We start from the raw sequence: 24,538 nt of genomic DNA, 5'->3' as shown, positions 1-24,538 counted from the left end.
GAGAAAATAATACAAACACAATACAAAGTGTTAATTAACAATTTAGATATTTTAAAATTTAAACATTACACTCAAAACTATAATGGTCTAATAATATGACATTTATAAAAATAAAAGCATGTAAACAAAATAGTTAATTTGTGAAAATGTGTTATTAAACATATTCACAAAAAATATCCTCAGAGAAAAATCACCAACCAAATCTTAATTAACATTTGATAAAATCCATCTATGCCCAGATAAACATAATCCATAAGAACTACACCTAAACCAATCTTACAAACAAAACTCATCGAAAATAATTACATAAAAAAGAGTAAAACATAAAACAAAACTATAAAAAACCAAACATCATAAACAACATCTATAAAACACATCTAAAAAAAACTCTTTAAACGCAATTTGCAATCTACACTGAACAAAATGCTATATTTTTGTCCCAGTGCGCATTTAATTACCAATATCGATAAAATATATGAGTCATTTTATTCTTTTTTGACAAATAAAAAAAGTATATTTGTGTCCTGTAAAACAAAGTATGTTAAAAAGAAAATTATGAGTTCAAATCTATACGATTTTTTACCCATATTGATGCAGATAGCTTTTTCTGTCGTATTTGTCTTTGCTACAGTATTTGCATCGAATATGCTAGGGCCCAAACGTAAAAATGCACGAAAGCAGGCAAATTTCGAATGCGGCCTCGATCCGATAGGCAATGCACGTTCACCTTTCCCTATTAAGTATTTTCTGGTTGCGATACTCTTTGTTCTGTTCGATATAGAAATCGTGTTCATGTACCCTTGGGCTGTAAACTTTAAGGCTATTGGATGGGATGGTTTATTGAAAATGGGCGGATTCATTGCATTACTACTTGTAGGTTATCTGTATATAGTGAAGCGCAAAGCTTTAGAGTGGGAAAAATAACTAAAAGAAGATATATAAAGTTATAATCCAGAACCATTATCCATGATCGTTGTTATCACAAGAGAGAGGGATAAATAAGGTTTTAAGATTCTAATATAAAAGAAATATGAGCAAGTCTTCTAATATAAATGTAGTACCAGCTCCTGATGGATACACAGGGCATGGATTCTTTGCTACAAAATTCGATTATGTCATAGGCCTGGCACGAGCCAATTCATTATGGCCTCTGCCTTTTGCTACTTCTTGTTGTGGTATTGAGTTTATGGCAACAATGGCATCAACCTACGACATGGGCCGGTTCGGAGCCGAACGGAACAGTTTTTCTCCGCGTCAGGCTGATATGCTGTTAGTAATGGGAACCATATCTAAAAAGATGGCCCCCATCCTCCGTCATGTATATGAACAGATGGCCGAGCCCAAATGGGTTATCGCCGTAGGCGCTTGTGCATCCTCAGGCGGTATATTCGACACATACTCGGTACTGCAGGGTATAGATAAAGTAATCCCGGTAGACGTATACGTGCCCGGATGCCCGCCCCGCCCCGAACAAATACTGGATGGGGTAATGCAGTTACAGGAGCTCGTAAAACATGAATCTATCCATCGCAGGGGTTCGGACAGATACGATAAATTACTTGAATCATATAAATTTGAATAAATCGGCATAATGGCACTTGAAACTACAGTTATTGAAAGTAAGATAAGTGAAAAGTTCGGATCGGAGGTCCTGAACTTCAGAATGGAGCACGATATTTTTGTATTCGAAGCTACACCTGCTGTTATTAAGGACGTAATCCGTTTTATGAAAGAAGACAAAACGCTTCGCTTTAATTTCATGACTGACCTATGCGGTATACATTATCCCGACAATGATAAAGATTCCCGGTTTGCAGTAGTTTACCTGCTTCACAACTGGATAGACAATGTAAGGGTAAGAATAAAGACATACCTGAACGGAGACAAACCGGAAGTGGATACGATGGTAGAAATTTTCGCTGCCGCCAACTGGATGGAACGTGAAACATACGATTTTTACGGCATCATATTCAAAGGACATCCAAACCTGAAACGGATACTGAACGACGAAGGTATGGTTTCCTTTCCTATGCGCAAAGAGTTCCCTCTGGAAGATTCGGGCCGTACAGATAAAGACGACCGTTTCTTCGGTAGAACACCGAACAACTATGAACCTAATAAATAAAGCAAAGTAAGGAAATGTCAGACCAACTAATAAATCCCGAACATCGCTTTGCGAAAATAGTAAGAGAACAAAAGTTCGATGACGGAAGAGAGTTGAATATATTAAACTTCGGCCCTACTCACCCGTCTACCCATGGTGTATTCCAGAATATACTGCTGATGGATGGCGAACGCATTCTGGATGCAGATACTACCATCGGATACATTCATCGTGCCTTTGAAAAGATTGCGGAACGCAGGACGTTCTATCAGATCACAACACTTACCGACCGGCTCAATTATTGTTCCGCTCCCATTAATAACATGGCATGGTGGATGACAGTAGAAAAAGCGTTGGGAGTGGAAGTACCCAAGCGTGCGCAATATATGCGTGTCATAGTTATGGAACTGGCGCGTATTACAGACCATCTTATATGTAATTCTATATTAGGTGTCGATCTGGGTGCATATACTCCTTTCCTGTATGTAATGAAATACCGCGAACTCGCATATGAAATCTACGAAGAAATCTGTGGAGCCCGCCTAACCACTAATATGGGGCGTATCGGAGGTTTTGAGCGTGACTGGAGTGAGGCGGCATGGCGCAAACTGGATGAATTCCTTGAAGGCTTCCCTAAGGCATGGGGGCAACTGGAAGCGCTTTTCGTTCGCAATCGCATATTTATGGATCGTATCGTGGGGGTAGGTTCAATTTCGGCCGAAAAAGCAATGAATTACGGCTTCACTGGTCCTAATCTCCGTGCTACCGGCATCGACTATGATGTACGGGTGGCAAAACCTTACAGTTCATACGAAGATTTCGATTTCACAGTTCCTGTCGGTGAGTCGGGAGACACTTACGACCGTTGGTGTGTACGCGCTGCTGAAATAAAAGAAAGTCTGAAAATAATCCGTCAGGCTCGTGACAATATGCCTGAAGGCCTATATCATGCCGATGTACCGGATTATTATCTTCCGCCGAAAGAAGAAGTATATACCGAAATGGAAGCACTGATACAGCACTTTAAAATCGTAATGGGCGAAGTGCCTGTTCCGGTTACCGAAGTGTACCACTCGGTAGAAGGAGCAAACGGCGAATTGGGAGTGTACATAGTCACAGACGGTTCACGTGTACCATATAGGGTTCATTTCCGCAGGCCATGCTTTATTTATTATCAGGCATTTCCTGAAATGATAAAAGGCGGACTATTTTCGGATGCTGTTGCAACCCTTTCTAGTATAAATGTTATTGCCGGAGAATTAGATGCATAATCTAATATGCCAATATGAGAATGTACCAATGTGCCAATTGAATATAATAATATAAAAAAGCTAATAGCTAAAGGCTAACAGCTAACAGCTAAAAACAATGGAACAAGTAAGAGATTACAAACAAATAATAAATATGTCGGAAGAATTGATGGCACGCATCAATGAACTATTGAGCCATTATCCCGCCGACAAGAAAAAATCGGCGCTACTACCCGTCCTGCATGCAGTACAAGATGCTCACGACAACTGGCTGAGCCTCGAACTCATGGATAAGGTAGCCGAAATTTTAGAAATCACTCCTATCGAAGTGTATGAAGTTGTGACATTTTACACAATGTTCAATCAGAAACCGGTAGCAAAATATATGTTCGAGTTCTGCCGTACCGCTTGTTGTGGATTACGGGGAGGAGAAGACCTGATGGACTATACCTGCCGGAAACTCGGAGTTAAACAGGGAGAAATTACCCCCGACGGTATGTTCAGTGTTGTGGGTGTAGAGTGTCTCGGCGCATGTGGCTATGGACCTATGCTTCAATTGGGAGACAACTATCACGAAAACCTGACAAAGGATAAGATAGATACCCTCATAGAAGATTGTAAAGAAGGAAAAGTAAACCTATATTAATTGCGATGGCTAGAAAGATATTATTTGAGAAATTAGATATTCCCGGAATACAGGAATACGAGGTTTATCGCAAAAACGGCGGTTATGCATCTGTAGAAAAAGCTCTGAAAACAATGACTCCCGACGAAGTTGTTGAACAGGTGAAGACTTCAGGCATGCGTGGTCGCGGAGGAGCCGGTTTCCCTATGGGTATGAAGTGGAGCTTTATCGACAAAAAGTCGGGAAAGCCACGCCATCTGGTAGTAAACGCCGACGAATCGGAACCGGGTACATTCAAAGACCGTTTCCTGATGCATCACATTCCTCACTTGCTTATCGAAGGCGCTATTGTTTCCAGCTATGCTTTGGAAGCAAATCTCTCATATATCTATATCCGCGGAGAATACATGTGGATATTCAAGATTCTGGAAAAAGCTATAAAAGAAGCCTATGCCAACGGTTGGCTGGGTAAGAATATATTGGGTACGGGATATGACCTGGACCTCTATGTACATTGCGGTGCAGGAGCCTATATCTGCGGAGAAGAAACCGCACTGATAGAATCTCTCGAAGGTAAACGGGGTAATCCCCGTATCAAACCGCCGTTCCCTGCTGTAAGCGGACTTTGGAACGAACCTACGGTAGTAAATAACGTAGAATCTATCTCTACCGTTTCATGGATCATAAATAATGGCGGTGAAGAATATGCAAAAATCGGAGTCGGCAGATCGACCGGCACAAAACTAATGTCAGCTTCGGGACATATCAAAAATCCGGGAGTATACGAAATAGAATTGGGCATGTCCGTCGACGAGTTTTTCAATTCGGATGAATATTGTGGTGGTATGTTGGACGACCGTCCTCTCAAGGCTGTTATCCCGGGCGGATGCTCCGTACCGATTCTGCCTCCTCAATACATATTCAAAACAGCAAACGGAGAAGACCGTCTCTTATCATACGAATCTCTTTCCGATGGTGGATTTGTAACAGGTTCGTCACTGGGCTCAGGAGGATTTATCGTATATAACGATACAGCCTGTATCGTTCGCAATACTTGGAATTTTTCCCGTTTCTTCCATCACGAAAGTTGCGGACAATGTTCTCCTTGCCGCGAAGGTACAGGATGGATGGATAAAATACTTCACCGTATCGAAACCGGTTTCGGCCGCGAAGAAGACATAGACCTTCTGTGGAGCATACAAAGCAAAATAGAAGGAAATACGATATGCCCGCTGGGTGATGCCGCATCGTGGCCTGTGGCTGCTGCGATACGTCATTTCCGCGAAGAATTCGAATATCATGTCCGTTTCCCTGAAAAGATTAAGGACAGGAACCATTTTGTGAATGAACCGATGGAAAAAGTCCGTCATTTATTGAAGCCGTTAGCCAGTAGCCTTTAGCTGTTAGCAAAACGGATTGTCATTATATATATATTATTCTAAAAATGCTAATAGCTATAAGCTAAAGGCTAACAGCTAAGAAAATGAAAATTACAATAGATGGACATACAATAGAGGTTGAAGCCGGGACTACCGTCCTGCAAGCTGCACGCATGATTGGCGGAGCCAGCGTTCCTCCTACTATGTGTTATTATTCCAAACTAGAAGATTGCGGTGGTAAATGCCGCTGTTGCTTAGTGGAAATAAGCAAAGGCAGCGAGAGAGATCCCCGTCCTATGCCAAAACTTCAACCATCATGCGTTACTGCCGTACAGGATGGAATGGAAGTACTTAGTGCCGATTCGCGACGTGCATTGGAAGCCCGTCAGGCTGTTACCGAGTTTCTGTTAATCAACCATCCGCTCGACTGTCCTGTTTGCGACCAGGCCGGAGAATGTGATCTGCAAAATCTCGCATATGGCAACGGAAACTTCAAATCGCGCTATATAGAAGAAAAACGTACTTTCGAACCCGAAAATATCGGCCCGTATATACAATTGCACATGAACCGTTGTATTCTATGCTACCGCTGTGTAAAACTAGCCGACCAGCTAACTCCCGAACGTGTTCATGGTGTAGTCGGACGTGGCGATCATGCAGAGATATCCACTTATATAGAGCGGGCAATAGACAATGACTTTTCGGGAAATGTAATCGACGTATGTCCTGTAGGGGCACTGACTGATAAAACATTCCGCTTCAAATCGCGTGTATGGTTCAACAAACCGTTCAACGCGCATCGTCATTGCACCAAATGTTCGGGTAAAGTCACATTATGGATGTTCGGGGATACCGTTCAGCGTGTTACTGCACGCAAGGATGAATGGCATGAGGTAGAGGATTTCATCTGCAACGAATGCCGTTTCGAACATAAGAATGTAGAAGACTGGATTGTGGAAGGCCCTCGTAAGTTTGAGAAGCCATCTGTAATCAATGTCAATAACTATACCACTCATCTGAAAAAGGTAAAAATTGAAACCGAGGAGCTTGTACTCGAAGGCAGGGATGAAGACCGGAAGAAAATAAGTATGTCCGGTTCGCCTTATGATGAAAAGGAAAAAGAAGCTATAGAGAAAACAAAAGAAGAATGAAATAGATACAAGTAAACAAGATACGAGATACAAGTTTTTTCTTGAAACTCGTCTACTCGTTTACTTGTTAACTCGTCAACTAATAATTATGGAAGTTGCATTTATTTTAGAAAAATTAATCTTTATCGTCCTTGTATTTGCGGTAACAATGCTGTTTGCATTGTATTCCACGTATGCTGAACGAAAAGTCGCCGGATTCCTGCAAGACCGTTACGGACCTAACCGTGCGGGGCCATTTGGATTATTGCAACCTATTTGCGACGGAGCGAAACTTTTTTCGAAAGAAGAGTTTATGCCAAACACGCCCAATAAGATACTTTTTGTTGTGGCACCTGCCATTGCGATGTCCGTATCTTTGTTAGGTGTTGCCGTAATTCCCTGGGCTGAAAAGTTCGTTATACCGGGCTATGGTGAAGTAATGGGTTACATTGGAGATGTGAATGTAGCCGTACTCTACATTGTAGCCGTATTATCCACCAGCGTTTACGGTGTGGTAATCGGTGGTTGGGCGTCTAACAACAAATATTCGCTTATGGGAAGTATCCGTGCAGGTGCCCAGATGATTTCATATGAAATAGCGATGGGATTGTCTATCATTGCCCTTGTGATGATGACCGGTTCGCTCAGCCTCGTAGAAATCTCGCAACAACAAAGCGGATGGCACGGAATGCAATGGAATGTCATCTATCAGCCTCTGACCTTTATTATCTTCCTTGTATGTTCTTTTGCAGAATGTAACCGTACACCGTTCGACCTTGCCGAGTGTGAGTCGGAGTTGGTAAACGGTCACCATACCGAATACTCATCGTTGGGTATGGGATTCTTCATGTTCTCGGAATATGCGAGTATGTTCTTCTCTTCTGCATTCATATCGGTGCTTTTCTTCGGAGGATACAACTATCCGGGTATAGACTGGGTAAACGAAAACTGGGGAGTAAATATAGCAAATGCTATTGGTGTTTTGTCTCTGTTGGCAAAAACAACATTCTTCATATTCTTCTATATGTGGGTACGCTGGACAATACCAAGATTCAGATACGACCAGCTAATGAAACTGGGATGGAAAATGTTATTCCCGCTGGCTATAGTGAATATCTTCCTTGTAGGAATTGCTATTCTGATTTTTAAATAAAAAATAAGGATTTGAGATGTCATCAATAAAAGATATATCGTTATCAGGCAAAAAAGTAGAAGTTACCGATAAAAAAATGACTTTTATCGAGAGCATTTATTTGCCTGCTATTGTGCAAGGGATGTGGATTACGATTAAACATTTCTTTAAAAAGAAAAACACGATCCAGTATCCCGAGCAGCAACGTGAATTCAGCCCTGTATATCGCGGCCAGCATGTACTGATGCGTGACGATCAGGGACGCGAACGCTGTACTGCCTGCGGACTATGCGCTCTGGCTTGCCCGGCCGAAGCTATTACAATGGTAGCTGCGGAACGTAAGAAAGGCGAGGAACATCTTTACCGGGAAGAAAAATATGCCGCTACATATGAAATCAATATGCTGCGCTGCATTTTCTGCGGACTATGCGAAGATGCCTGTCCTAAAGAAGCGATTTTCCTGACTAAATCAAAACTTTTGGTAAAGCCTAAGCTGGAAAGAGAAGATTTTATCTATGGTAAGGATAAACTGGTAATTTCAGTAGAAGATGGTAAAGCACGAAAATACGATTAGCCCCCTAATCCCCCAAGGGGGACTTAGAATGAAATAATGAAATGACGAGAAAATATAATAATATAACGCTCTCCATCGTGGTTTTACCACTCCTCCCTCTGGGGAGGTCGGGAGGGGCTTTAACTAATAATATATGATATCTGTAATTTTTTACATTCTGGCAGCCATTACACTCGGTACAGGTATTTTGACTGTAATATCAAAGAACCCTATCCACAGTGCTGTGTATATGATTATCTGTTTCTTTTCCATATCAGGACATTTTCTGTTGCTGAATGCTTTGTTTCTGGCAGTAATAAACATTGTGGTTTATGCCGGGGCGATTATGGTGTTGTTACTTTTCACCCTCATGTTGATGAACCTCAGTGAGCAACACGAACCTAAAAAGAAAGTGATTAGCCGTATAGCAGCCACTGTATCTTCTTGCCTGATGGGTATTGTACTACTGGCAGCACTAATAAAATCGGTGCCTGTGGTAGAGACATACAAGGCTGAGGGGCTGGATTACCAGTCGGTAAATATTATCGGACAGGTACTACTCGACGAATACCTTGTTCCGTTCGAGTTTGCTTCTATACTGTTGATAACAGCCATGATCGGAGCCGTATTAATTTCTAAAAAAGAGAAAAAAGCTTAAGCTATGCTGAATAATATATTAGAACAAGTAGGAATCGACAATTACATTTACCTCTGTATACTTTTGTTTACGGTGGGTGCGATTGGATTGTTGTATCGTCGGAGTACGATAGTTATGCTGATGTCGGTAGAACTGATGCTTGCAGCTGCCAATATGTTGCTTGCAGTATTTTCGGTTTACCATCAGGATACCAGCGGACAGGTGTTTGTAATTTTCTCGCTGGCAGTAGCCGCCGCCGAAGTTGCCGTAGGACTCGCTATTCTGGTAGCCATCTACAGGAATATAGGCACTATCGATATTGATGAATTAAAAAACTTAAAAGGATAAACACGGATGAACACACTATTAGTATTAATACTTCTGCTTAGCCCCTTTGTAGGTTTTTTAATCAATCTGCTCGTTGGCAAAAAATTTCTGGGACGTACAATGCCCGGAATTATCGCCACGTCGGCTGTACTTGTCAGTTTTGTTATATCGCTCGTATTTTTTCTCCGCGTACTTTCCTCCGGGGAAGTTGTACATGTAAATCTTTTTGAATGGATCGCTTTGGACGAATTCAGAACAAACCTCGCCTTCACACTGGACCAACTGTCTTTGTTGTGGCTGATGTTTGTTACAGGTATCGGTGCGCTGATCCATATCTATTCGATGGGGTATATGCACGATGACAGAAATATAGACCGGTTCTTTGCTTATCTCAACCTCTTTATCTTCTTTATGTCGGTACTCGTAGCAGGAAGCAACCTGCTGGTTATGTTTATCGGCTGGGAAGGCGTCGGACTGTGTTCTTATCTGCTGATCGGATTCTGGTCGAGAAATCAAAAATACAACGACGCGGCAAAGAAAGCCTTTATAATGAACCGTATCGGAGACTTAGGCTTCCTTATCGGTATCTTTACACTGGCTTATCTGTTCAAGACCGTGGATTACGATACATTAAAAACCGCCGTATCCACAACATCTAATCCTGAAGTTTCCACATTACTTGGCGTTGCTACTTTAGCTCTATTTGTTGGAGCAACAGGTAAAAGTGCACAGATACCTCTATATACATGGTTGCCGGATGCGATGGCAGGACCTACCCCTGTTTCCGCACTGATACATGCTGCAACAATGGTAACAGCAGGTATCTTTATGGTGACACGTCTTAACTTCCTTTTCGATCTGACACCGGATATACAGACGCTGATAGCCGTTGTGGGAGCAGTGACAGCATTGTTTGCAGCTTCAATAGCTATTGCACAGACCGATATAAAGAAAGTACTGGCATATTCCACTGTATCGCAGCTGGGACTTATGTTCCTCGCTTTGGGGCTGGGAGCATACCATGTGGCTGTATTCCATGTTATCACGCATGCTTTCTTCAAGGCCTGTCTCTTCCTTGGTTCGGGTTCGGTTATACACGCGATGGGTGGCGAACAGGACATGCGCAAGATGGGCGGACTCAGGAAAGCCATGCCTAAAACATACTATACATTCTTAGTATCTACGCTATCCATATCGGGAATACCTCTTTTTGCAGGTTTCTTCTCGAAAGATGAAATAATGCTGACGGCATTTGAACATAACAAGATACTATGGATACTCGGCGCTTTGGCATCACTGCTGACAGCCTTCTATATGTTTAGGGTACTGTACCTGACATTCTTCGGAAAATTCAGAGGTACGGAAGAACAAAAGCACCATTTGCACGAGTCTCCGAATACAATGACAATGCCATTAATCATATTAGGCCTCTTAGCTGTATTCGGCGGGGTTATCAGCCTTCCTTCTTTCCTTGGTGTTCATAGCTGGTTAAACGGATTTCTTGCTCCGATACTGCCAAGCGCAACAGCAGAACATCCGCCTCTGGATATGCAGCTGACAACAGTGATTATCTCATCTCTGATTGCATTTATAGGTCTTGGACTGGCTTACTTCAAATATATCAAGAAATCGGAAGTACCTGCCGGGGATAATAAAATTACAGGATTTGGAAAAGTGCTTTACAATAAATATTATATCGATGAAATATACAATGCATTATTCGTAAAACCACTTTATGCTCTGGCTGATCTCTTCAATAAATATATGGAACAATGGCTCAAAGGCTTCTTCAAAGGAGGAGGAGAACTAGTCGAAGCTGTTTCCCCGTACTTCAAGAAGTTGCAGAACGGAAGCCTCGGATTTTACCTGTTCTTCTTTGTGTTAGGTTTCAGTGCACTAATAATCTGTTTATTCCTTGTATAAAAATTTTTAAAGAAACATGAATATCGCTATTATATTAATCATATTATTAGTAGGTGCAATTCTTACTTATTTTTCAGGGAACAGATTTGCCTCCAAGGTTGCCATCCTGTTCAGTGTTGCAGCGGCTATATTCTCTGTTGCCCTATGTCTTAAATACGGTGCCGCAGGTACAAGCTATAGCGCGGAATGGATAAGCAATCCGAGTATATCATTCTCGCTCAAGGCAGATGGATTGGCCATCGCCATGATTCTGCTGACAACAATTTTATTACCCATCATTATACTGGCTGCGCATAACCGTGAGTTTAAAAACGAAAAGCTCTTATTCAGCCTTATCATGTTTATGGCCTTTGCCATGACAGGGGCTTTCCTGAGCAGTGACGCGCTACTATACTATGTATTCTGGGAAATGTCGCTTATCCCGATTTACTTCATCATCATATTATGGGGTAACGGAGAAATGGCCAAGCGCCGCAAGGCTGCCATGACATTCTTCCTGTTTACATTCGCCGGATCATTGTTTATGATGGCTGCAATTATATACATGTATGTAAAAACCGGAAGTTTTCAGCTGGAAGCATTTTACAACGCTAACCTGAGCAATACGGAACAGATATGGATATTCCTTGCTTTCTTCCTTGCTTATGCTATAAAAATACCTATTTTCCCATTCCATACATGGCAGGCTAATGTATACCAAAAAGCCCCGGCTGTAGGTACAATGTTGCTGGCCGGTCTGATGTCGAAAATGGGGGCATACAGCGTTATACGCTGGCAGATACCTACAACCCCTTTTGCCGCGCATGAACTAAGGACAGTTATTCTTATACTTTGTATTATCGGTGTCGTATACGGAGCTATAATGGCTCTGAGACAAGACGACCTGAAACGATTTATGGCTTATGCCTCACTTTCCCATGTAGGCTTTGTGGCAGCAGGTGCTTATGCCCTTACTTATGATGGTTTGCAGGGAGCAATAGTGCTTATCATAGCACACGGTTTCGGCATTGTAGGACTATTCTACTCAGTAGATATAATCCAGAACCGCACCAATACATTATCAATGAGTAAACTCGGAGGAATCGCTTCCCACACACCTAAATTTACGGTCGCGTTTTTCCTTGCCATATTATCTTCTATCGGTGTGCCGCTGACATTTAACTTTATCGGGGAATTTACCATCATGTATGGCCTTTATGAAGTAAATCTATGGTATGCACTGACGATAGGAACATCGTTATTCCTGGGAGCATTGTTCATGCTGCGAATGTTTCAACGTGTGATGTTGGGAGAACCTTCTGAAACTAAGTTCAGGGATTTATCCAAAACTGAAATTTTCGTATTCAGCCTGATCGTCGCTGTATTATTATTCTTCGGAGTGTATGTAAAACCAGTGACAGACCTTGTATCTTCGAGCTTAGAAGAGATTGTAATGTATATTAACAGATAAAAATTTAGTCAGATATATAATGAGTACATTGATAGCCATCTCAGGATTAGGAATTATTTGCCTGTTATTAGAGATTCTCAATTTAAGAAAGATCCTTATACCTGTCACCCTTATCGGATTGATAGCGGCATTGGGATTGACTGTTACGGAATTTTATCTGGGAGAGTCATTCCTTGGCACGGATAAATACAACATGGTAGTAACAAGCGGGTTTTCGCAAGGGTTTTCCATCTTATTCATCGTCCTTGCCATTCTCATCATAACGATGAGTCCCAAATTCTATCAGGACAAGATGGTAAAAATTGCAGACTATGTAGCCCTGAAAGTATTTATGCTCGCGGGTGCCGTAGCAATGGTTTCGTTCGGCAATTTCGCCATGTTCTTCATCGGCCTCGAAGTGCTTTCCATTGCAGCCTATGTATTGGCGGCAAGCGAACCGAAAAACCTGAAAAGCAACGAAGCGGGTATGAAATATTTCATCATGGGAGCATTTGCCTCCAGTTTCATCCTTTTTGGTATCGCTTTGGTGTACGGTGCAACAGGCTCATTCGATATAAACGAAATAGCAGTGAACTCGATGCTATCGGGAATGCCTTTATGGTTCAATATCGGTTTTATTATGGTATCGGTGGGTATGCTCTTTAAGGCATCTATCGTTCCGTTTCATTTCTGGGCACCCGATGTATATGAAGGCTCCCCTACCCTTGTTACAGCGATGATGAGTACTCTGGTAAAGGTGGCTGCGATAGGTGCTCTATACAAAATAGTAAGCATCCTTGCCGCGGGTATAACCCCGGCCTATCAGATAGCCCTGATCGTACTTTCCATACTGACAATGACCGTAGGTAACATCACTGCAATGAAACAGTCCAATATCAAGCGTATGATGGCTTATTCGGGTATCTCGCATGCAGGATTTATGATGATGACATTACTGGCTATCGGTAGTTCCGCCAATACAGTATTATATTATGCTGCAGCTTACAGTCTTGCCGGAGTAGCGGCATTTGCTGTTATACTGGGTGTATGCAGAGGTAAGGACAACGAAGATGTTTCCAACTTCTTCGGACTGATAAAACGGCAACCTGCGATGACAGCAGTAATGATATGTGCTTTCCTTTCACTGAGCGGTATCCCTGTCTTTGCCGGATTCTTTGCCAAGTTTTTTGTATTCGGGCAAATGTTGCAAACAAACCATCTGATATTGGTTATATTCGGTATCATCAACTCCGTAATAGCTGTATCATATTATCTGGGTATTGCTAATGTAATGATTACAAAAGAGCCGGAAACCACCGAACGGCTGAGAGTACCTTTCGAATATAAGGTGGTTGCTGTCGCAGCTATTGCGCTGAACTTACTATTAGGCATCTTTCCCAATCTGATTATGGGGTTGACTTTGTAAAGAACAAATAAAAAATATAAGAAAAGAGCAGGCTTGGCAGTCTGCTCTTTTTTAATAAATATTCCTATCAACGCTTCAACTTTATTCCGAAACTTTATCTATATAAAGAAGTTACAGACCTGATACTCTTTGATATATTTTGATAAAAAGAATAAAAAAGTGACAATAGAAAAACAGTATTAAATGTGTTACTTTTGTTACCTTTTATACTTTAGGAAAACAGGTAGAAAATATTCAATTATTCTTAACAAATATGTGTCGGTTATTAATTGTTATAGCTGTTACTTTTGTTACTTTTTATTTTAACCGGTAAAAAGAGCCTTATAATAAATATCTTTAATAATGCATATATTATGAATATATTGAGGCTTATAGTCTGTAATTAGCTAAATAATAATTTGTAACTTTGAGAATCTTAATTAAACGAAAAATCTAAAAAAACAAATGAAAAAAGTAAGTGTGAGCTTATTGCTCTTCTTTGTATTTTCGATAACTGTCTTTGCCCAGCAGCAGTATCGGAGACCTGTAAAACCGACAAAGAATGTCATAGTTATGATACCGGATGGAACATCTATCGGAGTTGTTTCTGCTGCACGCTGGTATCAGATTTATAATAAGCTGGGCGGTGAAAATCTTGCTATTGACCCTTATATGTGCGGAACAGTGAAAACCTTCTCGTCAAATGCTCCGATTGGAGATTCCGCCCCGACCACATCGTGCTATATGACAGGAATGCCGCAACGTACAGGCAATGTTGCGATATATCCGGTTGCCGACCCGGAAAACGATCTGATACCTGTAGATCCGGCTATGGCCTACCAACCGTTGCCTACTGTATTAGAAGCGGCTAAATATCAACAAAATAAAGCTACAGGCCTGGTGGTGACAGTGGAATTTCCGCATGCTACACCTGCTGATTGCTCGGCACATTATTATGCACGTGGCAAATATGAATATATAGCGTCCCAAATGGCATATCAGAATCTGGATGTGATGTTTGGAGGAGGAAATTCTATACTAACAGACGATATCAAACAGCATTTCAAAAATACAGGTACCACGCTGATTCAGGATGATGTCAAAGCTTTCAGGTCTTTTAATGGAAAAGAGAAAGTCTGGGCATTATTTAACGAAAGAGAACTGCCGTACGATCTGGACCGGGACCCTGAAGTAATCCCATCGTTACAGGAGATGACTCAAAAAGCATTAGACAGGCTGTCTCAGAACGAAAACGGGTTCTTCCTGATGGTAGAGGGCAGTAAAGTAGACTGGTCGGCACATGGCAATGATGCCGTGGGATGCATTACAGAGTACCTGGCCTTTGACAAAGCAGTAGCTACAGTAATGGACTTTGCAAAGAAAAACGGTGAAACAACAGTTATAGTACTTCCTGACCATGGAAACAGCGGATTCACGATCGGGCGCAGGGATCTGAAAAGTTATGATAAAGCAACCCTTGATGACTTGTTTAAGAATGTATCGAAATTCAAGAAAACAGGCGAAGGACTGGAAAGAATCTTGTTGAAATCTAAGCCGGAAGAGTTTAAAGCGATATTTAAAGAATACACCGATATCGACCTGAACGACGAAGAATTAAATCTGCTGTTGAGTTCAAAGAATTATAAAGAAGCAGATTATATGAAGGTTAGCAACAGTGTAAATATGGGTTCCAGTATTATTAATATTATGGATTCACATACTTACTTTGGCTTTACCACCGGAGGCCATACCGGAGAGGAAGTATTCCTTGCAGCCTATCATCCCAATGGGGATATACCTGTAGGTATGAATACAAATGTGGAGATCAATCAGTATCTGTGTGCTGCACTTGGGCTGAAAACATCTTTACCTGAAATGAGACAGGAAATATTTGCAAAGCATACTGATGTGTTTAAGGGTATGGACTATACAATTGATAAGTCTACTGATTTTCCTGTGCTGAAAGTAAAGAAAGGGAATGTGACTCTATCTGTTCCCGCCTTCAAATCGGTAGTGTACCTAAATAATCAGCCTATTGCACTGCCTTCAGTTGTAGTCTATATAGATAAGAATGATACATTTTATCTGCCGAAGAGTCTGGCCGCTAAGTTATAATGATATGATGGAAAAGCAAAAGGACTGAGATATTCAGTCCTTTTATTTTATCTTCCCAAACTTGCTATGTTTACAGAATTTAAGACGGTTGCCATTTTACCTTTGTGAAGATAATACCAGACTGGATTTTTACTTACAGGTTTCACTGTAGCATCCGGTTTGTAGAATGTTCTTTCTATATCGTTATCGCAGGTAAAATATTCAGCCAGATCAATAGGCTCATTACCTTTGGATGTTACAATGAACATTCTCCCACCGATAACAAAATAGCCATACGGGTTTTCGTCAGCACGGAACATATTGCACCATGAATTGTCTATCGCTGTGACGTCGAAGTAGAGTTGCCCGTCTTTCCTGGAGAATGCTATTTTTGTAGCCGGCCATAAAAACCCTTTGTTCTTCCGGAGAATCATACTATGTATATCGGAAGCTGCAAATTCAATGGCTTCGTCTTTTACTTCTATATAGGTTAGGGTAACCTTGTCTTTCTCTATTTTTGTACGGGGTGGAGTAGCGAATGTTTGTAATGAACAAAATGTAATAAGGATGAATAGTAGTTTTATCTTAGTCATAAGTAATATAAGTATATAATTAGTTCAGGTGCAAAAGTATAAAACTTTATTAGTTTTATCTATACTAAAATCAAAATGCTATAAATAGTTAATGTTTTTTTTCAAGTCAAACTATTATTTTACATTTGCGACAAGGAAATCAAATAATCATAACTTATTAAAAGTATGCGTAATATAATACAAAATATAAAAAAAATAACGCTATTCCTTTTCGGTGTCATTCTCATTATATGGGGTTATAAGGTAAATGCGGCGAATAATACCGCCAAAGCTGAAGAAGAGAAAGATAAAGCTGCCAAGGAGGTAGAGGTTCTGCCTGTCGCTGCAACTGAAAAAGAAGACGAGAAGCCCCAAACGGAACAGCCGGCAGAAGCGCAACCTAAAGAGGTGAAGAAGGAACTCCTGTGAATACTCCGGCAAAACCGAAAGCTGTATCTACTGTACCCGCTGTAAAAAAAGAAGCGGAGAAGAAAGTAGAAGTAGAGCCGAAGAAAGTAGAAGAACCAAAACAAACAGTAATAGAAAAAGCGACTCCGGAAGAAGCTTCGGGAACCGAGTAATTAATAATGGAGTTATTATACAAGGCACAGACGCGTTTCCTGTTTCATGCTCATATAAAGATTAAAATATCAGCTTTTTATGAAGACGATATTTTCGATGAGTTATATGCTGTTTTGGAGGATATAGACAAGAAGTATAACTCCTATCAGCCGGATTCATATATTGACCGGATAAATAAACATGCAGGACACTTTGTTGAGGTTGACGATGAAACGGTTAAGATATTAGAGCGGATTATTGGCTTTTCCGCTTATTTCGATGGTACATACGATATTACTATCATGCCGCTGCTTCGTCTATGGGGTTTCTACAAGGATAGACAACAAGGAATACCCTCTTCTGAGGAACTCATGGCGGCAAAGAAACGAATTGACTACCGCAGAATTGAAATAGAAGGAAACCGGGTCAGGATAGGAAGAGGCCAGGAAATTATTACAGGTTCGTTTATCAAAGCTTTTGCAGTTGATAAACTTGTGGAAAAGATGGCCAATATTGGTATTACGGATGCTATTATCAATGCAGGAGGAAGTACTATCCGGGCAATCAATAACGAATCGCATCCGGCGTGGCAGGTAATAGCAAGAAACCCGGATGATGAGCAAGAGCTTTTTAACTTGGATATCAGTAACCAGTGTTACTCAACTTCGTCTCAAGCCAAGACTTTTGTGAATATAGAAGGAAAAAAGTACGGACACATATTGAATCCTAAAACAGGATTTCCATCTACCACTAAGCAGATTGGTATAGTAAGCGATAATTGTATGCTTGGAGATATACTCTCTACTGCATTGTTTAATGAAACGGCGGAAGGATTTCTGCAAAAAGCAGATATACTGGCTCCCGATTTTAAATTCGAAGGCTTCATGATAGATGAGGATAACAGAATAACCTGTACCAAGGGTTTCGATGCCTTAACTCATCATTTATAATTCATAACTTATAATCAATATTCTGCTTATGATGCATATTTTTTCAATGAAGAGTAAGACTAAGAAGCTGAAGATTCGACCTCTCGATGATGCCCCGGTTCTTTATATTCCTTTGCTCAAATCTTACGGTAGTATGCCTGAGCCTATTGTGAATGTAGGGGACAAGGTAAAGAAATACCAATTGATAGCACAGAGCATAAATAATATGCCCGCTAATATGCATTCCCCGGTTTCGGGAATAGTGACCGATATAAAAGAAGCTTTACAGGCAGACGGCTTCATGGCGACTACCATAGTTATAAATAATGATTTTCAGGAGACAGAAACCGAACTACCGAAAGATGATACTTATTCTTACACTTCCGAACAACTAATAGAACTGATAGAAGCAGCCGGAATAGTTGGAGAAGGGGGAGCTCAATTTCCTACATCACTAAAATATAGGCTTGGGGGCCAGAAGATAAATACCTTTATTATCAACGGAACAGAATGCGAACCATACCTTACTGCCGATTATGCTTTGATGGCGGAACATACAGAAGAACTATTCAAGGGAATTGGTATAGCAAACAGAATACTTCAGGCAGATGATATTGTCATCACTATCGAAGAACAGAATAAGGAACTTCAGAAGATATTCAATCCATTACTTCAAAAAGCCGAATATAAGAACTACCGTATTGTAGTTCTCCCGAATGAATACCCTCAAGGTGGCGAACTCCAGCTTATCAGGTCGGTAACGGGTATCGAAATGCCCCGCTCTCAACGTCCCCGTGATATAGGGGTTATCGTTAGTAATGTAGGAACTATTTGTGCCATATATGACGCAGTGGTAAACCGCCATCCGGTAATTAGCCGGACAATAACCATATCGGGAGAGGAATCACGCAACGAGGGTAATTTTGAAGTTAAGATAGGTACGCCTGTCGGTCATTTTATAAGACTGTTTGGCTTGTCTGTTACAAATAAGACAGTTGTATTGGGAGGCCCTATGATGGGACGGGGTATTACCGATTGGAATGTACCAGTATCGAAAGGTTCGTCCGGAGTACTGTTCTTCCGTAAAGAGAAAATCAAGCGCAGTAATTGCATATCCTGCGGCTATTGTGTAGATGTATGCCCGATGTATCTGATGCCGATGAAGTTCGAAGAAAATTTCCGTAGGGGAAAATACTTCAATCTCGAAAAATACAGTATCAGCAGCTGTATAGAATGCGCTGCTTGCGAATATATTTGCCCGAGCAATGTACCCCTGATAGAGAGTATTAAGGAAGGGAAGATCAAATTAAAACAACTGGCAGATGCAATACGATAAAATGATATATGCTCCTTTTGTAAGGAAAGATGTAAGTACCGGCAAAATAATGACCGATGTCATTATTTCTTTACTTCCCTGTATAGCCATATCATATCTGGCTTTCGGCTTTGTCCCTTTAATGGTGATACTTGTAGCAGTAGGTAGTGCTCTGGTAACCGAATTTATCTTTTCCGCTATCTTTTTCAAACAGACAGATTCTGTAGCCGATGGCTCGGCCATTATAACGGGCATTCTGTTATCGTTTACCATCGCGCCTTTTACGCCTCTGTATATCGTCGCGTTCGGCGGAGCCATGGCGGTACTGTTCGGAAAACTTCTCTGGGGCGGGATGGGGCGCAATATATTCAATCCGGCTTTGGTCGGACGCGAATTTATGGCAATATTCTTTCCGGTGGTAATGACTTCCCGTACCATATGGTATGATAAAACAGCCGTGAATATGCCCGAACTCAATCTTATCGGAGATAAATTCTTCGATCAGCTGATATATAAAGCTTCGGGAGCCATAGGAGAATATTCTGTTCTGTTGTTAATCGCAGGAGGAATATTTCTTTTGGTACGTCGCCGGATTTCGTGGCATATACCTACAGCCTTACTGGTAGCATTCACCGTTCTACTATTGATATTCTCAGCATTCACTCCATATAGCATACAGTTTTCGTTAGGAGGTTTGTTATTGGGGGCTATCTTTATGGCTACCGATATGCCCTCCAGTGCCTCTACTAAATGTGGGAAACTCTATTATGGCGCAATGATAGGCGTTGTAGCCATTATTTGTATTCTCAATGACGTAAAATACGAATACATGTCATACTCAATTCTTCTGCTCAATGCTTTTGTCCGTCCTGTCAACTGGGTATTCCGCCCGAAGGTATGGGGTGAGAAGCTGGATGTATATACCCGTCTGTGGCAGGCATTATCCGTCACGGCTGCTATTCTGATTGCTACATTTGCTGTAATATACTTACATCATTTAGGAGCCATTATGTATTTGGTATTTATTTTTATCCTGTATTGTATCGTGCGGTTTATAGCCAAGGATATGGGGCGAAATACGATTAATAGTTAACAGCCGCAACTCCAAAAAGGGTAGGTTCCGTATTATGTACAGAATACTTAAAATATATATCTGCATTCTACGCTCAGACCAGATAAAGCAAATGTACTGCAAGAGATTTAAAAAATATTGACGTATCTTTGTTTCTTAACAAAACACTGAAAAATATAAACTCAAAATAATGGATAATAAGAAGCCCCTGATACTGATAACAAACGACGACGGGCATCAGGCAAAAGGCATAAATGAATTGATAGAAAGCGTAAAAGGATTAGGTGAAATAGTCGTAGTGGCTCCGGACGGACCCCGTTCGGGAATGTCGAGCGCAATAACTTCGTTGCAACCATTGCGGGCACATTTAATAAAGGATGAGACGGATCTGAAAATATACAGTTGTACAGGAACCCCGGTCGATTGTGTAAAGTTGGGGATAACCGAACTGGCCAAACGTAAGCCCGATATTGTCCTTTCAGGGATTAATCATGGGTCGAATGCAGCTGTTGCAGTCCTATACTCCGGTACAATGGGTGCAGCTATGGAGGGAGCCGTATTCAAGATACCTTCTGTCGGTTTTTCACTACTCGATCACGATTACCAGGCAGACTTCTCTGCCTGCCATAAATATACACGCATGCTTACAAGCCAGGTATTAAAAGATGGATTACCTTCGGGAACCTGTCTTAATGTAAATATACCAAAAGGCCATGATATAAAAGGTCTGAAAATATGCCGTCAGACGTCCGGAAAATGGACAAATGAATTTGTACTGTCGAAAGATGGTGCCAACAAACAGATATATTGGCTCACCGGAGAATTTACCAATGATGAGCCTCACGATGAAAATACTGATGAGTGGGCATTAGCTCACAATTATGTTTCGGTTGTTCCCGTAAAAGTGGATATGACAAATCACGATTATCTGGAACCGATAAGGGCTTGGGAAAACTTAGTATAAATAAGCTTTTAGCTATTAGCTTATAGCCGTTAGCTTGTCTAACTTTATTCTATAAGCTAATAGCTAAAAGCTAAAAGCTAACTTATGAAATATTTTCTTGTAGCGGGAGAAGCCTCCGGCGACCTGCACGGGTCGAATCTGATGGCGGCATTGAAAGAGCAGGACGCAAATGCAGAGTTCTGCTTTCTGGGAGGTGATCTTATGCAAGCACAGGGAGGCCGGCTGGTAAAGCATTACAGAGAAATGGCCTTTATGGGTTTTATTCCTGTATTGCTTAACCTCAGGACTATTCTGCGCAACATGAAAATGTGCAATGAGGAAATTATCAGGTTTCAGCCCGATGTACTTATACTTATAGATTATCCGGGCTTTAACCTTAAAGTAGCCAAATATATAAAGACACATACAGAGATACCTGTCTATTATTACATCTCGCCGAAAGTATGGGCATGGAAAGAATACAGGGTAAAATCGTTCAAAAAGTATGTGGATGAAATGTTGTCGATCCTTCCATTCGAAGTAAACTTCTATAAAAAGCATAACTACCGAATCCACTATGTAGGTAACCCTGTAGTGGACGCGGTGGCAAATTTCAGAGAAGTGAATAAGGATGATACCCACGATAAATTCATATCAGAGAATAAGCTGGATAATAAACCTATTATTGCGCTGTTAGCCGGAAGCCGTCAGCAGGAAATAAAAGATAACCTGCCTGCGATGCTCGAATCGATAGAAAAATTTACCGGTTACCAGCCTGTCATAGCCGGAGCACCTGCTATAGAAGCCGGTTATTATAAAAAATACATAGGGGATAAGCCCTGTAAGATAGTTTTTGGGCAAACTTACCGCTTACTTGAATACGCTGAGGCCGCGCTGGTTACATCAGGTACAGCAACATTGGAAACGGCGCTGTTCCGCGTTCCGCAGGTTGTCTGTTACGAAACTCCGATACCTCATGTAGTATATTGGGTATTTAAGAACCTGCTTCATACAAAATATATTTCGCTTGTCAATCTGATTGCGGATAAGGCAGTAGTGCAGGAGTTATTCGCCAAATTCTTTTCCATCGGGGCCATAAGGAATGAAACAGACAGATTATTAAATGACAACTCCTACCGCAATAAGATGTTATCGGAATATGATGAAATAATAAACATACTGGGTAAACCGGGAGCATCCGGACACGCAGCGAAGATTATTATAGAGAAATTGAAAAAGGGGAAATAAATTCCCCTTCTTTTCTACTCCCTATCTATTTATATTCAAGGTAACGGCGTTAATGTCACGTTCCTGAACTCGACATCTTTACCTTCGCTCTGTAAACCGATATAACCTTCTTTGATTTTATTTGTACCCTTATTCTGGAAAACGCCGTTAATATATACCGAGATTACTCCGTAGTGACAATATACATCAGCACAATTCCATTCCCCTGCAACTTTTTCCGTTGATGCCTTAGTCTTCGCGATCACAGGAAATTTAGGGCGTCCGCTTTCAGGATTCTTATATTCAGCCAGATCGGAACCGTTGAGCAATACAAAATCACCTGCGCTTCCGGCCTTTAACTGACACTCTATACCGTTTGGGAAAGGTGTCTCCGGTCTTTCTATCAATAAGAAAATCCCGCTATTTGATTCTATCCCCTGAGGCCAACGCCATTCTGCATGCAAATGATAATTGCCGTACTTCTGTTTGGTATACATATATCCAAGCGGCTCACCTGCTATATGGATCAAGCCATCCTCTACATAAAACACTTTTTCTGCCGGCACGTTATTTTTATCCAGTACAAAATTCCAGTTAGATAAATCTGTTCCGTTAAACAGCTTTTCCACTTCCTGAGCTTTCGCCTGTCCGGAGAACGACGTTAGAAACAAAAGGATCAACACTGCTACATTAAAAATCTTATTCATCGGTATTTATTTTAAAAAATCACTTATTTTATCGAAAGTTAAACGGAATTGCTTATCCACCTCATCCGCAATCTTCGGAAGCGCAGGAAACGGGTCTTCATGGATATATTTATACGGATAATCCAATGTCTCTATTCTGATCGGAATATCCCTGTCCGAACCCTGTAATGTATTAATAACCTCATATGCAGGTACAACCTCATCTTTAGCCAATGTAATAGCATAGAATTGATGACTCATTTCCCTGAAGCGATCTTCTCTGGCTATCGTTTGTGACCGATAGTTAAGCATACTTCTGAAATTATTTCCCTCGGGATGGGTATGCATATAATGGCGGAGTACTTCGTCACGTTTCATATGGCTTTCCAAATGTTCCACCACATAAGAATATAAACTTACATTGGCTTCACTGTCGAGAATAAACTTTGACACGGGTGATAGCCTGTTGAATACTGCACCTCCGCAGAATGTAGCATATTTTGAATGCGTAAAATGCCCGTCCTTATTGCTCATCATCAGTATCTCGCCAAGGAATGTACCAATAGAGTAAGAGAAGAAATCGATTGAAGCGTCTTTTTCTATTGCCGGGTGTAAGCCTTCTTTAAAGGCTTCGACAAAATCAATTACATCATAATAAGTCTGTAGGCCTGACCAAAGAAACCGTTGCGGCTTGTTATGAAGACGGGTACTGATAGCAACATTAGACAAACTGGAACAGATAACATCAGGATGCCGCTGCTTTCGCTGTTCGCTCACATGATACATCTCCCGCGAGTTGCTCCAAGTCGCAGGCGCACGGTTCATATGGAAAGCTATAGGAAACATCACTATCGATTTGCCTGTTTTCTCCGCTATATATTTTGCCCAAGGCAGGTATTTATTCCAGTATTTTTCATTAAAGCCATGAAACATAAAAATAATCCCCTTGGCCTTCTGCTCCTTCTTTGGCATTATCATATGGTAGCGGAATTTTATATTTTCCATAATCTCCGCATCCTTCTTATTCAGCATTTGCTGAATGACGTCAGGTTCATAATCTTCAGGTATACTTGGAATATACTCATAGTCGTCATTATTACCAAGTCCTCCGGGAAGGATAAAACGATAATTAGACTCGAAAGTAAAATTACGCATAACAAGATGACTATCAATTTCAATCTCGCTATCAGTATAATTCTCTATTTTTTTGAGATGATTAAAAAGATCTATATATTTCATTTTAGT

Annotated in this window: 25 protein-coding genes; 22 read left to right on the top strand and 3 right to left on the bottom strand. The window is 41.0% G+C overall.

Annotated elements, in window-relative coordinates:
* Positions 1–555 precede the first annotated feature (555 nt).
* From B3317_RS01855 to B3317_RS01785, 15 genes are all read left to right on the top strand, one after another.
* The gene (locus B3317_RS01855) at positions 556–924 is read left to right on the top strand and encodes an NADH-quinone oxidoreductase subunit A (RefSeq protein WP_291108009.1); all 369 of its coding nucleotides are present in this window, start codon (positions 556–558) and stop codon (positions 922–924) included.
* A 106-nt stretch (positions 925–1,030) separates the two neighbouring features.
* Positions 1,031–1,582, top strand: a complete 552-nt coding sequence (locus tag B3317_RS01850; protein ID WP_006798582.1) for an NADH-quinone oxidoreductase subunit B — start codon at positions 1,031–1,033, stop codon at positions 1,580–1,582.
* Between the two features lie 9 nt (positions 1,583–1,591).
* Complete coding sequence (locus B3317_RS01845; RefSeq protein WP_291108004.1) at positions 1,592–2,125, top strand: NADH-quinone oxidoreductase subunit C; 534 nt, start codon at positions 1,592–1,594, stop codon at positions 2,123–2,125.
* A gap of 14 nt (positions 2,126–2,139) precedes the next feature.
* Positions 2,140–3,375, top strand: coding sequence for an NADH dehydrogenase (quinone) subunit D (nuoD, locus tag B3317_RS01840; RefSeq protein WP_291108000.1), 1,236 nt, complete (start codon positions 2,140–2,142; stop codon positions 3,373–3,375).
* 97 nt (positions 3,376–3,472) lie between these two features.
* A complete protein-coding gene (locus tag B3317_RS01835) occupies positions 3,473–4,000 on the top strand; it encodes an NAD(P)H-dependent oxidoreductase subunit E (RefSeq protein ID WP_291107998.1) in 528 nt (175 codons plus the stop codon).
* A 5-nt stretch (positions 4,001–4,005) separates the two neighbouring features.
* A complete protein-coding gene (gene nuoF, locus B3317_RS01830; protein WP_291107995.1) occupies positions 4,006–5,379 on the top strand; it encodes an NADH-quinone oxidoreductase subunit NuoF in 1,374 nt (457 codons plus the stop codon).
* An 83-nt stretch (positions 5,380–5,462) separates the two neighbouring features.
* Entirely contained in the window at positions 5,463–6,509 is a 1,047-nt protein-coding gene (locus tag B3317_RS01825; RefSeq protein WP_291107992.1) for a 2Fe-2S iron-sulfur cluster-binding protein, read from the top strand.
* An 88-nt stretch (positions 6,510–6,597) separates the two neighbouring features.
* The gene (gene nuoH, locus B3317_RS01820) at positions 6,598–7,641 is read left to right on the top strand and encodes an NADH-quinone oxidoreductase subunit NuoH (RefSeq protein ID WP_291107989.1); all 1,044 of its coding nucleotides are present in this window, start codon (positions 6,598–6,600) and stop codon (positions 7,639–7,641) included.
* 16 nt (positions 7,642–7,657) lie between these two features.
* The gene (locus B3317_RS01815; RefSeq protein ID WP_006798589.1) at positions 7,658–8,194 is read left to right on the top strand and encodes a NuoI/complex I 23 kDa subunit family protein; all 537 of its coding nucleotides are present in this window, start codon (positions 7,658–7,660) and stop codon (positions 8,192–8,194) included.
* A gap of 133 nt (positions 8,195–8,327) precedes the next feature.
* Positions 8,328–8,831 (top strand): NADH-quinone oxidoreductase subunit J, encoded by a 504-nt coding sequence (locus B3317_RS01810; protein ID WP_291107985.1) that lies wholly within the window; start codon positions 8,328–8,330, stop codon positions 8,829–8,831.
* A 3-nt stretch (positions 8,832–8,834) separates the two neighbouring features.
* Entirely contained in the window at positions 8,835–9,158 is a 324-nt protein-coding gene (nuoK, locus tag B3317_RS01805; protein WP_006798591.1) for an NADH-quinone oxidoreductase subunit NuoK, read from the top strand.
* Between the two features lie 6 nt (positions 9,159–9,164).
* Positions 9,165–11,060, top strand: coding sequence for an NADH-quinone oxidoreductase subunit L (gene nuoL / locus B3317_RS01800; RefSeq protein ID WP_291107981.1), 1,896 nt, complete (start codon positions 9,165–9,167; stop codon positions 11,058–11,060).
* Between the two features lie 16 nt (positions 11,061–11,076).
* Positions 11,077–12,510, top strand: a complete 1,434-nt coding sequence (locus B3317_RS01795) for a complex I subunit 4 family protein (protein WP_291107978.1) — start codon at positions 11,077–11,079, stop codon at positions 12,508–12,510.
* 19 nt (positions 12,511–12,529) lie between these two features.
* Positions 12,530–13,915 (top strand): NADH-quinone oxidoreductase subunit N, encoded by a 1,386-nt coding sequence (locus B3317_RS01790; RefSeq protein WP_291107974.1) that lies wholly within the window; start codon positions 12,530–12,532, stop codon positions 13,913–13,915.
* A gap of 444 nt (positions 13,916–14,359) precedes the next feature.
* Positions 14,360–16,009 carry an alkaline phosphatase gene (locus tag B3317_RS01785; protein WP_291107971.1) on the top strand — a complete coding sequence of 550 codons (1,650 nt, stop codon included), beginning with the start codon at positions 14,360–14,362 and terminating at the stop codon, positions 16,007–16,009.
* A 47-nt stretch (positions 16,010–16,056) separates the two neighbouring features.
* Here the strand turns inward: B3317_RS01785 and B3317_RS01780 are convergent, their stop codons facing one another.
* Entirely contained in the window at positions 16,057–16,581 is a 525-nt protein-coding gene (locus B3317_RS01780) for a hypothetical protein (protein WP_291107968.1), read from the bottom strand.
* Between the two features lie 165 nt (positions 16,582–16,746).
* Between B3317_RS01780 and B3317_RS01775 the strand changes: the two genes are divergently transcribed.
* The 7 genes from B3317_RS01775 to lpxB all read left to right on the top strand — a co-directional run bounded on the left by B3317_RS01775 (position 16,747) and on the right by lpxB (position 22,628).
* A complete protein-coding gene (locus B3317_RS01775; protein WP_291107965.1) occupies positions 16,747–16,989 on the top strand; it encodes a hypothetical protein in 243 nt (80 codons plus the stop codon).
* On the top strand, positions 16,986–17,141 hold the full coding sequence (locus B3317_RS01770) for a hypothetical protein (RefSeq protein WP_291107962.1): 156 nt from the start codon (positions 16,986–16,988) through the stop codon (positions 17,139–17,141). The genes B3317_RS01775 and B3317_RS01770 overlap by 4 nt, the downstream gene beginning before the upstream one ends.
* Before the next feature lie 6 nt (positions 17,142–17,147).
* The gene (locus B3317_RS01765; protein ID WP_291107959.1) at positions 17,148–18,071 is read left to right on the top strand and encodes an FAD:protein FMN transferase; all 924 of its coding nucleotides are present in this window, start codon (positions 17,148–17,150) and stop codon (positions 18,069–18,071) included.
* Between the two features lie 28 nt (positions 18,072–18,099).
* The gene (gene rsxC, locus B3317_RS01760) at positions 18,100–19,386 is read left to right on the top strand and encodes an electron transport complex subunit RsxC (RefSeq protein WP_291107956.1); all 1,287 of its coding nucleotides are present in this window, start codon (positions 18,100–18,102) and stop codon (positions 19,384–19,386) included.
* Entirely contained in the window at positions 19,373–20,458 is a 1,086-nt protein-coding gene (locus B3317_RS01755; protein WP_291107953.1) for an RnfABCDGE type electron transport complex subunit D, read from the top strand. The genes rsxC and B3317_RS01755 overlap by 14 nt, the downstream gene beginning before the upstream one ends.
* Before the next feature lie 169 nt (positions 20,459–20,627).
* Positions 20,628–21,401, top strand: coding sequence for a 5'/3'-nucleotidase SurE (gene surE, locus B3317_RS01750; RefSeq protein ID WP_291107951.1), 774 nt, complete (start codon positions 20,628–20,630; stop codon positions 21,399–21,401).
* 84 nt (positions 21,402–21,485) lie between these two features.
* Complete coding sequence (gene lpxB, locus B3317_RS01745; RefSeq protein WP_291107948.1) at positions 21,486–22,628, top strand: lipid-A-disaccharide synthase; 1,143 nt, start codon at positions 21,486–21,488, stop codon at positions 22,626–22,628.
* 35 nt (positions 22,629–22,663) lie between these two features.
* On the opposite strand, the gene B3317_RS01740 is transcribed toward lpxB, so the two are convergent.
* Complete coding sequence (locus tag B3317_RS01740; RefSeq protein WP_291107945.1) at positions 22,664–23,314, bottom strand: 3-keto-disaccharide hydrolase; 651 nt, start codon at positions 23,312–23,314, stop codon at positions 22,664–22,666.
* 6 nt (positions 23,315–23,320) lie between these two features.
* On the bottom strand, positions 23,321–24,532 hold the full coding sequence (locus B3317_RS01735) for a DUF6051 family protein (RefSeq protein WP_291107942.1): 1,212 nt from the start codon (positions 24,530–24,532) through the stop codon (positions 23,321–23,323).
* Positions 24,533–24,538: the final 6 nt, after the last annotated feature.

Origin of the sequence: Dysgonomonas sp. UBA7710 (assembly GCF_002482385.1) — a bacterium.
In the GTDB taxonomy this organism is placed as follows: domain Bacteria; phylum Bacteroidota; class Bacteroidia; order Bacteroidales; family Dysgonomonadaceae; genus Dysgonomonas.
The sequence above is the reverse complement of the archived record's forward strand: the minus strand, read 5'-3'. Positions and strand labels throughout refer to the sequence as shown.

What these genes read in the sequence shown, in the direction of transcription:
- B3317_RS01855 (WP_291108009.1), top strand. Translation starts at nt 556, where the DNA reads ATGAGTTCAAATCTATACGATTTTTTACCCATATTGATGCAGATAGCT.
- B3317_RS01850 (WP_006798582.1), top strand. Translation starts at nt 1,031, where the DNA reads ATGAGCAAGTCTTCTAATATAAATGTAGTACCAGCTCCTGATGGATAC.
- B3317_RS01845 (WP_291108004.1), top strand. Translation starts at nt 1,592, where the DNA reads ATGGCACTTGAAACTACAGTTATTGAAAGTAAGATAAGTGAAAAGTTC.
- nuoD (WP_291108000.1), top strand. Translation starts at nt 2,140, where the DNA reads ATGTCAGACCAACTAATAAATCCCGAACATCGCTTTGCGAAAATAGTA.
- B3317_RS01835 (WP_291107998.1), top strand. Translation starts at nt 3,473, where the DNA reads ATGGAACAAGTAAGAGATTACAAACAAATAATAAATATGTCGGAAGAA.
- nuoF (WP_291107995.1), top strand. Translation starts at nt 4,006, where the DNA reads ATGGCTAGAAAGATATTATTTGAGAAATTAGATATTCCCGGAATACAG.
- B3317_RS01825 (WP_291107992.1), top strand. Translation starts at nt 5,463, where the DNA reads ATGAAAATTACAATAGATGGACATACAATAGAGGTTGAAGCCGGGACT.
- nuoH (WP_291107989.1), top strand. Translation starts at nt 6,598, where the DNA reads ATGGAAGTTGCATTTATTTTAGAAAAATTAATCTTTATCGTCCTTGTA.
- B3317_RS01815 (WP_006798589.1), top strand. Translation starts at nt 7,658, where the DNA reads ATGTCATCAATAAAAGATATATCGTTATCAGGCAAAAAAGTAGAAGTT.
- B3317_RS01810 (WP_291107985.1), top strand. Translation starts at nt 8,328, where the DNA reads ATGATATCTGTAATTTTTTACATTCTGGCAGCCATTACACTCGGTACA.
- nuoK (WP_006798591.1), top strand. Translation starts at nt 8,835, where the DNA reads ATGCTGAATAATATATTAGAACAAGTAGGAATCGACAATTACATTTAC.
- nuoL (WP_291107981.1), top strand. Translation starts at nt 9,165, where the DNA reads ATGAACACACTATTAGTATTAATACTTCTGCTTAGCCCCTTTGTAGGT.
- B3317_RS01795 (WP_291107978.1), top strand. Translation starts at nt 11,077, where the DNA reads ATGAATATCGCTATTATATTAATCATATTATTAGTAGGTGCAATTCTT.
- B3317_RS01790 (WP_291107974.1), top strand. Translation starts at nt 12,530, where the DNA reads ATGAGTACATTGATAGCCATCTCAGGATTAGGAATTATTTGCCTGTTA.
- B3317_RS01785 (WP_291107971.1), top strand. Translation starts at nt 14,360, where the DNA reads ATGAAAAAAGTAAGTGTGAGCTTATTGCTCTTCTTTGTATTTTCGATA.
- B3317_RS01780 (WP_291107968.1), bottom strand. Translation starts at nt 16,581, where the DNA reads ATGACTAAGATAAAACTACTATTCATCCTTATTACATTTTGTTCATTA.
- B3317_RS01775 (WP_291107965.1), top strand. Translation starts at nt 16,747, where the DNA reads ATGCGTAATATAATACAAAATATAAAAAAAATAACGCTATTCCTTTTC.
- B3317_RS01765 (WP_291107959.1), top strand. Translation starts at nt 17,148, where the DNA reads ATGGAGTTATTATACAAGGCACAGACGCGTTTCCTGTTTCATGCTCAT.
- rsxC (WP_291107956.1), top strand. Translation starts at nt 18,100, where the DNA reads ATGATGCATATTTTTTCAATGAAGAGTAAGACTAAGAAGCTGAAGATT.
- B3317_RS01755 (WP_291107953.1), top strand. Translation starts at nt 19,373, where the DNA reads ATGCAATACGATAAAATGATATATGCTCCTTTTGTAAGGAAAGATGTA.
- surE (WP_291107951.1), top strand. Translation starts at nt 20,628, where the DNA reads ATGGATAATAAGAAGCCCCTGATACTGATAACAAACGACGACGGGCAT.
- lpxB (WP_291107948.1), top strand. Translation starts at nt 21,486, where the DNA reads ATGAAATATTTTCTTGTAGCGGGAGAAGCCTCCGGCGACCTGCACGGG.
- B3317_RS01740 (WP_291107945.1), bottom strand. Translation starts at nt 23,314, where the DNA reads ATGAATAAGATTTTTAATGTAGCAGTGTTGATCCTTTTGTTTCTAACG.
- B3317_RS01735 (WP_291107942.1), bottom strand. Translation starts at nt 24,532, where the DNA reads ATGAAATATATAGATCTTTTTAATCATCTCAAAAAAATAGAGAATTAT.